Origin of the sequence: Streptomyces sp. M41, assembly GCF_043673425.1 — a bacterium.
GTDB lineage: Bacteria > Actinomycetota > Actinomycetes > Streptomycetales > Streptomycetaceae > Streptomyces.
This window is the reverse complement of record NZ_JBIMKE010000058.1, coordinates 1-9,615: the sequence shown is the minus strand read 5'-3', so window position 1 is coordinate 9,615 and position 9,615 is coordinate 1. Positions and strand designations below refer to the sequence as shown.

Below are 9,615 nucleotides of genomic sequence, written 5' to 3'. Positions count from 1 at the left end.
CGTAGGAGAAAAACTGGCGCAGTCCCGCGAGCCAGGACGCACGGCGTGCGGGGTTTTTCGCCAGGAAGGCTTCCAGGCCGCACTATGCGGCATGGCGTCAGTCGGTCTTGTCTGACCCGCAGTACGAACAGCCACCCCCGCCACCTGCGGGATTCCCCGCTCTGCCGGCTATGGGCTCTGGCCTGCAGGAATGCGCAGATCACGTTATCGAAGGTGTCGCCGTCGAGACGGCCGAGGAGCCGCATCACCGTGGTGGCGTGCGGGACAGCGACCGATCTGGTGAACGGGTCGACAGTGAACCCGAGGGCGCGTAGGGCCCACGGGGGCGCGTCAGCGGTCCACTCGGCGATCGCGGCCAAGGACCGCGCGCCGGCCAGAACACCAGCGGCAGCGGCCGCAACGAGCGCCGTCAGCGGGAAGCGCCGGCCACGACGGTCACGCGGGTCGGGCAGCCCGGCGAGAAACCGGACGAGGCACACCGCATCGGGCAACGGCTGCGGCGACGGGATACGGGCCAGTTCCTCCAGGCCCGACGGCATGGAAGAGGACGAGACAGCAGGCACGGTCTTCGGTTGTGGTCACGTGAACTCGACACTCACATGATCAACGCAACCGTGCCTGCACCTGCATCCGGACCTGCCTGCCATGACCGGCCATCACCGGGCGATCCCACCCAATCCGCAAACACGCAAGGTCCCTGCCCCAGCTGCCCGGCTCAGGCGTGGTTGCGAGCGAGGCGTTCCATGCTCCTTGGAAGCGACGAGTCCGGCCACGATGATCAACGCCACGCTGCCGGGCTCGCCGCCTCATATGTCACCTCAGTCGCTGAACGGCCCACTCATCTCGGGTAGTTCTGTCAGGCCCGTGGCCGTCGGCCCACTGGCCGAGCCGCGCAGCAGCACGCTGACGTTCGTCGCGCCGATGGCCAGGTCCGCCTTGCCGTCGCCGGTCACGTCGCGCACGCGCAGCGGGGAGCCGAAGGACTCGTACGAGTCGGCCGGGCCCTGAACCGTCTGCGGGATCCACGAGGACCGCGCACCGCTCAGGCCGCCGGACCCGCCCCGGAACACGTGGACGCCGCCCTGGTCGGCCAGCCCGTTCACGTCCTCTCGCGGCACGCCGACCGCCAAGTCCGCGTAGCCGTCGCCGTTGGTGTCGCCGGCCGAGACGGCGTAGCCGAAGTTGTCGTTCGCCTCGGGGCTGCCGGAGACGCCGGAACTAGCCTGGTTGTACGTCATCGAGCCACTCGGACCGGAGGACGTGCCGCGCCAGACGCTGACGATGCCCTTGCCGTCGTTGTTGTCGGGCAGGCCGACGGCGATGTCCCCGTAGCCGTCCTTGTTGAAATCACCGATCGCCGCGGTCCAGGGAGCGCTGGAATACGTCTTGGAAGAGCCCGAAGTCAGGCCGCCCGAGGCGCCCTTGAGGAACCAGATGCGGGGAACCGGCTTGTTGTCGATGAACTGCTCGCCGAGCACCACCAGATCGGTCTTGCCGTCGCCGTTGACCTTGCCGGAGACCAGGCCGGACGAATACCAGCCCTGCCCCTCCTTGTCGATCTTGCTGACGCCGCCCGTCGTACCGGACTTGGTGAAGGTGCCGCGGTACAGCCAGGCCTCAAGGCCGCCGAGGACCGCGAGGTCGGGCGAGCCGTCCCCGTTGAAGTCGCCGGTGGCGAGGTCGCGGCCGAAGTAGCTGCCGGCACCGGACTTCGGGGTCACGTTGGTCCCGCCCGACAGTCCGGACCGGGAGCCCCAGACGATGGTGACCGAGCCGCGGTACTGCGTGCTGCCGACCGTCTCCATCGGGTTGCCGACGACCAGGTCCGCGTAACCGTCCTTGTTGAGGTCGGCACTGCTGATCGACTCGCCGAACATGTCGTCCTCCTCGCCGGAACCCGGGATGCCCGGGCTGTCCTGGTGGACAACCTGGGTGCGGGAGGTGTCGAGGCCGCCGGCCTTGCCGTAGACGACGTTGACGGCACCGCCGTCCCAGCCGTCGTCGCCGGAGATCCCCTTGTAGTAATGGCCGTACGCCAGGTCCCGGTATCCGTCACCGTTGAAGTCGTCGTAGTGCTTGGCCACCGCTGCGGACGCCGGCGCGCTCAAGGCAAGCGGGGTGAGGCCCCCGGTGAGGAGGACGGCCGCCAGGGCCGCCGTGGTGCGTCTGTGCATGGGGAGTGGAGCTCCTTGGGTCTAGCCGGTCATGTCATGCCGAGTCGGGGTCGTCACCGGTGGAGATGCCGATGCGGATCGGGCTGTAGGTCGTCGTGCCGGACGTCGGTATATCCGGGGCCGAGCCCTTCAGAACGGTGACGAGGCCGCCGAAGTCGTTCTCACCTTTCGCGGCGGCCATCAGGCGGCCTCGCCGTCCTGCTCAAAATCGGTGAGCAGGTCGCCCGTCGGCGCGGCGGTGGCCCCCGTGGCGAAGCGCTCAGAGTGGTGCTTGTACATGCGGGGTCTCCTGCTGCATGCGGGGATGCCCGGCGGTCATCCGCAGTCGGTGAGTACCTGTTCCACCCGCGTTTCGACAGGAGTTCTCCCCCTGCTTCACCCGGTGGTCAGCGATCAGGAGACGCTTGGAGGGGCGCAAGGGTTGTACGTGAGTTCGGGCCGCTCTTGAGACGGCTGCGGCGAGCTCATCGCGCTACGGACGAAGCGACACGTGAACGGCGCGTCACCGGGTCCCTCGCCGCGCCCGCAGGCTGCCGCTGGGCTGGCTGGGACCCGGCGGGCCGCCTACCGTACGTCGGCCGCATGCGCCGCGCCCGCGACAGCGCCGGACGGTGGCCGCACCCGGCCCCTCCTCACCGCGTGCGCACGGACGCCGGTGTCCACGAAGTGCCGCTGCTCGGCGAAGACGACACCCTGTCCTGAGTCAGCACCAGGCTGTGGTCGGCTCCATAATCGGGCCGACCACGGCGACCGCGGTGAGCTGCTGGCGCAGGTCCAGATGGCAGCGCAGACGAACTCCGGGCCGCCCCCCGTCTCGCGTCGTCTGCTCTGCCGTGATCGTCCGCCACCGGTCGTACTCGGCCTCTTCCCGGGCCCAGCGCTCACCCCCCCCGGCGGTGCCAGCGGGCCTGCTAGGCCCGCCAGTGCGCCTGCCACCGTGCACGGTAGGCGCCCCGGGCCGGGGATCTACAGGTCGAACTCGAGGTGCTCGATCTCGGTGAAGCGGACCTCCTGCAACTGGCCGGCGCGACGGCCATTGTCCTGGAAGTACACCTCCTTGAGTGCTTCGGCGGCGATCTGCTGGAGCTGCTGGTCGCCGGCGCCCTGCTCCTGGGCGTCGAAGAGGCGGGCGGCGTAGCGCGGCGGCAGGGCTACGGTCAGGTGCCGGAGGCGGTCCTCGTCCGTCGTGCCGATCGGTGCGGTGTAGCCGATCCGGGCGCGGGTGTCGATGACGATGCCGCCGGTGGTCACCGCCTTCCGCCGCGCCCTGGCCCGGATCTGCGGCTGCCACCGCTTGTTCACCTCGGCCTCCAGGCGGGCGGCGAGGTCCGGGCGCGGCTTTTTGATCTGGTTTTTGACGTACCGTTCGACGGTGCGCTGGGAAATGCGCAGCATCTGGGCGACCGCCCTGGTGCTCTTGAGCTGCTTGACCAAGTAGCGCATCTGCGCGGGCGCGCTCTTGGGCGCCGGGCGGGTGAACGCCTTCTGGACCGCAGCGTCCAGGCCGTCCCCGAACACACTCATCGCCTGCTACTCCCCGCTGTCGACGTCGGTGACGGTGCCGTCCTTGATGTACCGGGCGAGGTTGAGCTCCGGGGCGTTGAACTGCTCGCGCACGCCCTCACCCCACAACACGCTCTGAGTGCCCTCGTGCTTGACCAGCCCTGGGTTCACGCCGAGCTTGAAGCCGCCGGGCAGCGGCTTGCCGTCCCGGTAGGGCAGGAAGTCCAGCGGGGAGGGCCCGTCGGAGGCGTAGACGGCGCAGTCCGAGAGGATCGCGACCGGGTACTGCCCGGTGAAGGCGGCATGCTTGACGATCTTGCGGTGCATGTTGATGCGGGTCCGGGAGATGACGGCGGCGCGGATGTCCGGGCGCCAGGTGGGCCGGGCAAGGGCCCGCCAAGGCTGCCCGGGCTTCCAGCCCTCCCCGCGCGGGCGTTCGCGCAGCTTGCCGATACCGCCCTTCACAGTCGCCTTGATCGCAGACACCACGATCGCCAGCTGAGGGTCTCTCTGCCGGTAGCCGTCCATCGCCGCGAGGAACTCTTCCGGCGGCAGGTCCGCGGCCACCCCGAGGTCGGCCATCGTGGCGAGGTAGGCGTCGCGCAGCCGGTTGTACCAGGCGTCCAGGTAGCGGCCGTTGTCATGGCGGACGTAGGCCTCGACCGGGCGCACCTCGTAGCCGAGCTCCACCGCGTACGCCACGGTCGGCGTGGCGTACCAGGCCGGCCCATCCGGCCGGTCACCCGACGGCGTGAACGGGCTCGGCAGCAGACTGCCGTCCAGCTCCACCCACTTGTCCTTGGCGACCTTCACCCTCGACAGGTCCACGTGGGAGAGGTCGACCAGCCACGAGCCGGGCAGCTTCGCATCGAACACCGGCGCCTTCACGTGCGTCAGCGCACCCAGACCGACGATCAGGCCGTTGGCGCCGGCGGCGAAGGCCATGTTCACGTCGATGCCCACCAGGTGAGGGCGCAGGCATTCGGCGTCGGTGAGCGGGCGCGCCCAGTCGTACGCCTCCTCCACCAGGACCTCCTCCGGGGTGCGCTGGTGGAAGCGCGGCAGGTCGGCGAGGAGCGGGTGCCCGTCGGGTGCCTCACAGGGTGCGCAGTCCACCGGATCCTTGCCCAGCGAGCCGGGGTTGTGCTCGGAGTGCCGCTTGCCGTCAGCGTCGGGTTCGGAGGCGCGGGTGGGCGAGTGCAGGGCTGTCATCAGCTCCAGGCCGGTGACGGCGGTGGAGCCGCGCGGCGTCATCACCCTCGACGCATACGTACCGAGCAGCTGGGCGAGTTCGGCGGGCGGAAGCTGGGCGGCGTCGGCCCAGTGGCGGGTGTCGAGCGCCTGCCAGGACGGGATGCACAGCTGCACGCAGGAACGCTCCGAACCCATGGCGGGGCGGTAGATCCGCGCCCACGGCCCGAACCCTCGCTTCGTCAGCTGCCAGTTGGCGCGCGTCAGCTGCTTGATGGCCTTGTGGCCCTCCGGGATCCGCCCGGCCAGGCGCTCCTCCTTGGTGAGCGTGGCGGGCAGGCCGTAACGCTCCAACGCGGCCTCGGTCAGCACGATCAGCGGGTCGGCGTCCTTGCCCGGCCCGGACAACTTCGGCTGCCCGAGCCTGGCCTCCTTAAGAGTCCAGTCGACCAGGGACGGGAGGGACTTGGCGGGCACGTCCAGGACCAGGCCGCCGACGCAGTACGCGAGGACCTGGCCGTCGTCGCCGACGTCGACGACCGCGAGCGGGCCGTTGGCGAACCTCGGGTCGACACCGTCGGCCGGGGTGTTCGCCAGGGCGGCCCGCCGCGCGGCCGGGCGGCGCGACGTCGGCCTGGCCGTGGCCGCTGGATGCGGCACAACGGCGGGGCGGAGTGCGGTGTTTTCGGAAGCTTGCCCGGAGATTGGGCCTGTGGGTTCGGCGTGGGCTCGGGCCGGTTCAGCTCCCGTCGGTGCAGGAGCGGCTGGGACGGCAAGCGTCTCGGGGACCGACGTGTCCGTCGCGGGCGCCGCGGCGTTGGGGTCGGCGGGGTAGAGCTGGGCGAGCTGCTTGAGCATGCGGGCGTATGCGTCGCGCTCCGGCGGCCGCGGCTCGGTCTTGCCGGCCTCCCAGCCGCTGACCGTCGCGCGCCGCACCTGCAGTGCGGTGGCCACCTCGTCCAGCGTCAGGCCGTGCGCCTGGCGCAGCCGCCTGCGCTCCGTCGGGGGCGGCAGCGGGGAGCGGGACGCAATGAGCGCGTCGACCGCGTCGAACAGCTCGGACATAGGAACCTCCTGCCCCGACCCTAGCGTGAAGCGCACATGTCGCGTACCAAGCGCGTACGGATGCCGTAAACGGCGGCGGCGAGTTCACGGCTGTCCCCGACAGGACACCCCTGGGGGCGTGAGTTGCTTCAAGTTGTCCGGCCTTCGTGGTGTCCGGGCATTCTCAGGGATCTCCGGGCATCTGGCCGGGCGTCCCGCACGAGTCCGGGCACCTCTCGGCATCCGCGCCGGTCGTGAGCGCGGTGACTTTTCCGGCCCGACCCACCTCACGGACGGCTGCCCGGACATCTCCTCCGGGACGCCGGGAGCGCCGCAGTGTCTCACTCAAGTCCGGGCACCGCAGGTCGGAGAGGCGTCGTACCCAGAGACATCCGGCCGGAGTGCACCAGCCACGCTGCTGAACCTCCGACGCACCCGGCCGTTGATGCAGGTAGCGAGACGGAAGTACGGCAACGCCGGCGGGACGCGGCCACCGGGTGCCTCCGGGACTGTCGCATCAGGCTCGACTGTGGTGGCGAGGCCGGCCGTCGGATTGGCCAGGACGGGCGTCAGTGCTGGACTGTGACGACGGTCTTGCCGACCTGCTGGTTCGACTCGAGGTGGCGGTGGGCCTGCACGATGTCCGTCAGGTCAAACGTGCTGTCGATGACGGGTGTAAGGGTCCCGGCTCGGAGTCCGGCTTCGACGAAGGCCTGAGCACGGGCCATGCGAGCTGGGACGCCTGTGACGAAGTCGACGGCGAAGCCGTGGATGTTCAGCGGCCAGTTCAGGGGTAAGGGCGCGGGCCGGGCGTCGAGCCATCCATAGACGATCAGCGAGCCCCCCGCGGCCACGGCGGTGGCGGTCTGGGCCAGTGCCGGGCCGGCGACGGCGTCGAAGACGATCGCGGCCCCCTGTCCGTCGGTCACGGCGTGCACCTGGCTGAGGAAGTCGTCTTCTTCTGTGGTGATGACGTGGGCGGCTCCGGCCATGCGCAGCCTCTTGGACTTGGTTGGGTTGCGGGTGACGGCGATGGGGACGGCGCCGAGGTGGTTGGCGATCTGAATGGCCGCCAGGCCCACACTGCTGGAGGCCGCTGTGATCAGGACTCTGTCACCGGACCGGAGGCGGCCCACCTCGACCAGGGCGCCGTAGGCGGTCAGGTACGCCGTCCATACAGCCGCGCCTGCCACCGCATCCATCATTGCCAGGCGTCGCACAAGGGCGTGCGCCGGCACGTTGACGTGGTCGGCGTAGACGCCGTGCCGTGACATCTCCTGGTCGCTGAGGATGCTCACCGCGTCGCCGGGTGCGAAGCTTTCGACGCCGCGGCCGACCGCCTCGATCGTTCCCGCGGCTTCGAAACCGAGTCGCGAGCCGGGAAGGGTGGGCTGGTAGTAGTAGCCGCCCGAGCGGAAAAGGGCCTCTGCCCGGTTCAGCCCGATGGCGTGGACGCGGACTTGGACCTCGCCCGCTCCCGGAGCGGCGATGGGCACCTCCTCGAGCTTCAGGACGTCGGGTCCACCGAGTTCGTGGAAAAGCACAGCTCGTGCGTGTGTCGGCATGCCGTAGACGTTACGGACGGGAGGGGGAGACCATCCATGTCTTGCAGTACAGCTTCTTTGTCCGTCAGTCTCAGGAAGCAGATGCTGGGATATGTTTGCGACTTATGGACGTGCTCAGCGACGCGATCACCGCCATGCGGACGGGGCGGCCCCATTCCTCCCGAACCCATCTGCCCGCGCCCTGGGGCATGCGCTTCGCCGCCTCCGAGGGAGCCGGCTTCCACGTCATCCTGGAAGGCTCCTGCTGGCTCCTGCCTCCCGCGGGTGACCCTCTCGCACTCGCCCCGGGCGACGTGGTGTTCCTCCCGCACGGACGCGGGCACGGCATCGCGGACCATCCGGCCACGCCTCTGGTCGAGGTCGTCGAGGCACGGGACGGAAGCTGGGTGCCGACCGAAGACGCAGCGCCCGGGACCGGACCGGCCACCACCGTGCTGTGCGGTTCCTACCGGCTCAACCGGGCCCGGGCCCACCCCCTGCTCACCGGACTGCCCGACGTCGTCCATATGCCCGCCCGCATCGGTGTCCATCCGGACCTGCGCGCGGCCGTCCATCTGCTGGGCAGCGAACTGGAGCAGCCCGGGCCCGGCTCGGATGCCGCAGTGCCGGCGCTGCTCGACACGCTGCTGGTATACATCCTGCGTTCCTGGCTGCACGACCAAGCCAGGAACGCTGCCGGCGGCTGGGCCGCTGCCCTCTCCGATCAGGCCGTCGCCGATGCGTTGCACGCGATCCACCACGATCCGGCCCATCCATGGACCGTGGCCGAACTCGGCGCGCGCGCCGGTATGTCCCGGGCGGCTTTCGCACGGCGATTCGCAGCGGTCGTGGGACAGCCTCCCCTGGCATACCTGACCTGGTGGCGCATGACCACAGCCGGCCGACTTCTCACCTCCGGCGATGCCCCGCTGCGGAGCATCGCCCGTCAATGCGGATACTCCTCCGAATTCGCCTTCGCCAAGGCCTTCAGCCGGGTGTTCGGGACACCGCCCGGCACCTACCGCAGGACACACGCCACGGCACCCGGTCCGCCCGCACACGAGGGAGTGGAGCTGGGTGCCGGAGTTCCCGGGTGAGGACAGCCAGTCGGGCAACGCCTGCAGCACAGTCACATACCCACCGGCACACCACGCACCGGCGGCGGGCGATGGTCGGCTCCGGGCGAGTGGGCGAGGCCGGGCACACACACCGCGCCCTCCCCGCCCCCATCACCCGCCCGACCGCACCACCACCCACACCACTGAAGCCTTCCGCACCAGCTGTGCTCCCGCCGGCGCACTACTCCCCCGCACCGGCAACCCCTCTGTCACCTCTCAACGAGACACTGTGACCGCAGCGCAGACGACCTCGCCGCGCGACCCTCACACGGCCCGGCCAGAAAACGCCCAGCCAGGACCCCGCCGCGGCTGCTGCTCACCCCACCCCGCCGCACCACCCCACGCCTCAACACGACTGCCGCCGGCCTGAAGGCCCCGGGCCCCGGGCCCCCAGTGCCGTCGTCGCCGACGGCGGCCGTCGTATGCACCCCACACCGCCTCACACCACGGCCTGAACAGGACGCCTTACGCACCCTGGCACAAGGCGGCACGGACACGCAGCTGCGGCAGGACATGACGTAGCCACCCCGTGCGCACGGCGACACCGCGCGCACGGCGAGATCCGGTGACAGTGGTGACTGCAGGGCGAGGTCCGAGGGAGCCGGCAGATCCTGGCCGATCAGGCGGTTCAGAACCTCGACGGGTCCGGCTCAGCGGCACGATTCGGCTCTCCCTCTCAGCGCAGTTGCTGGGCCAGTCCGACGATGATGCCCTCCGGGTGCCGGATGTAGCAGAGCAGAAAGCTGTCCTCGAACCGGGCGATCTCACCGACAAGTTCGGCGCCGTGAGGGCGCAGACGGGCAACGGTGTGTGCCCACAACATTGTGCGGCCGCTTCCGCGGCCCCGCACTGATCGCCGCAGGGCTGCGGTACTTCGCCAGCTCGAGCCGACTGTGACCATCCGGAGTCCGGACCATCGCGATGTCACACTGCACGCCGTCGAGTCCGGTGCACCGGTCGGCCACTAGTGACCTGAGTCAGAGATTCGTCGGCAGTATGCGGCGACTTTGTCGAGGATCTCGTCTGCGGTCTTCGTCCAGA

The 9,615-nt window shown here is 70.0% G+C and carries 8 protein-coding genes and 1 pseudogene; 1 reads left to right on the top strand and 8 read right to left on the bottom strand.

Annotation, left to right across the window (positions count from 1 at the left end):
- The 7 genes from ACHBTE_RS35530 to ACHBTE_RS35500 form a co-directional block, all read right to left on the bottom strand.
- A partial coding sequence (locus tag ACHBTE_RS35530) for a transposase family protein (protein WP_394729868.1) occupies window positions 1-539 on the bottom strand: 539 nt, incomplete at its 3' end.
- A gap of 279 nt (window positions 540-818) precedes the next feature.
- Window positions 819-2,174 carry an FG-GAP and VCBS repeat-containing protein gene (locus tag ACHBTE_RS35525; RefSeq protein WP_394729866.1) on the bottom strand — a complete coding sequence of 452 codons (1,356 nt, stop codon included), beginning with the start codon at window positions 2,172-2,174 and terminating at the stop codon, window positions 819-821.
- A 34-nt stretch (window positions 2,175-2,208) separates the two neighbouring features.
- Window positions 2,209-2,355 carry a hypothetical protein gene (locus tag ACHBTE_RS35520; protein WP_394729864.1) on the bottom strand — a complete coding sequence of 49 codons (147 nt, stop codon included), beginning with the start codon at window positions 2,353-2,355 and terminating at the stop codon, window positions 2,209-2,211.
- Between the two features lie 522 nt (window positions 2,356-2,877).
- Complete coding sequence (locus ACHBTE_RS35515; RefSeq protein ID WP_394729862.1) at window positions 2,878-3,117, bottom strand: DUF6207 family protein; 240 nt, start codon at window positions 3,115-3,117, stop codon at window positions 2,878-2,880.
- Window positions 3,118-3,140: 23 nt separating this feature from the next.
- A complete protein-coding gene (gene tpg / locus ACHBTE_RS35510) occupies window positions 3,141-3,698 on the bottom strand; it encodes a telomere-protecting terminal protein Tpg (protein ID WP_394729860.1) in 558 nt (185 codons plus the stop codon).
- A gap of 6 nt (window positions 3,699-3,704) precedes the next feature.
- Entirely contained in the window at window positions 3,705-5,933 is a 2,229-nt protein-coding gene (tap, locus tag ACHBTE_RS35505; protein WP_394729858.1) for a telomere-associated protein Tap, read from the bottom strand.
- 548 nt (window positions 5,934-6,481) lie between these two features.
- On the bottom strand, window positions 6,482-7,477 hold the full coding sequence (locus ACHBTE_RS35500; RefSeq protein WP_394729856.1) for a zinc-dependent alcohol dehydrogenase family protein: 996 nt from the start codon (window positions 7,475-7,477) through the stop codon (window positions 6,482-6,484).
- 104 nt (window positions 7,478-7,581) lie between these two features.
- Between ACHBTE_RS35500 and ACHBTE_RS35495 the strand changes: the two genes are divergently transcribed.
- A complete protein-coding gene (locus ACHBTE_RS35495; protein ID WP_394729854.1) occupies window positions 7,582-8,553 on the top strand; it encodes an AraC family transcriptional regulator in 972 nt (323 codons plus the stop codon).
- Window positions 8,554-9,250: 697 nt separating this feature from the next.
- Here ACHBTE_RS35495 and ACHBTE_RS35490 read toward each other — a convergent pair.
- Window positions 9,251-9,551 (bottom strand): annotated as a pseudogene (locus tag ACHBTE_RS35490) (VOC family protein); the annotation flags it as partial.
- Window positions 9,552-9,615: the final 64 nt, after the last annotated feature.

Excerpts from the sequence above, each read along its gene's own strand:
- ACHBTE_RS35525 (WP_394729866.1), bottom strand. The coding sequence starts at position 2,174 with ATGCACAGACGCACCACGGCGGCCCTGGCGGCCGTCCTCCTCACCGGG.
- ACHBTE_RS35520 (WP_394729864.1), bottom strand. The coding sequence starts at position 2,355 with ATGGCCGCCGCGAAAGGTGAGAACGACTTCGGCGGCCTCGTCACCGTT.
- tpg (WP_394729860.1), bottom strand. The coding sequence starts at position 3,698 with ATGAGTGTGTTCGGGGACGGCCTGGACGCTGCGGTCCAGAAGGCGTTC.
- tap (WP_394729858.1), bottom strand. The coding sequence starts at position 5,933 with ATGTCCGAGCTGTTCGACGCGGTCGACGCGCTCATTGCGTCCCGCTCC.
- ACHBTE_RS35500 (WP_394729856.1), bottom strand. The coding sequence starts at position 7,477 with ATGCCGACACACGCACGAGCTGTGCTTTTCCACGAACTCGGTGGACCC.
- ACHBTE_RS35495 (WP_394729854.1), top strand. The coding sequence starts at position 7,582 with ATGGACGTGCTCAGCGACGCGATCACCGCCATGCGGACGGGGCGGCCC.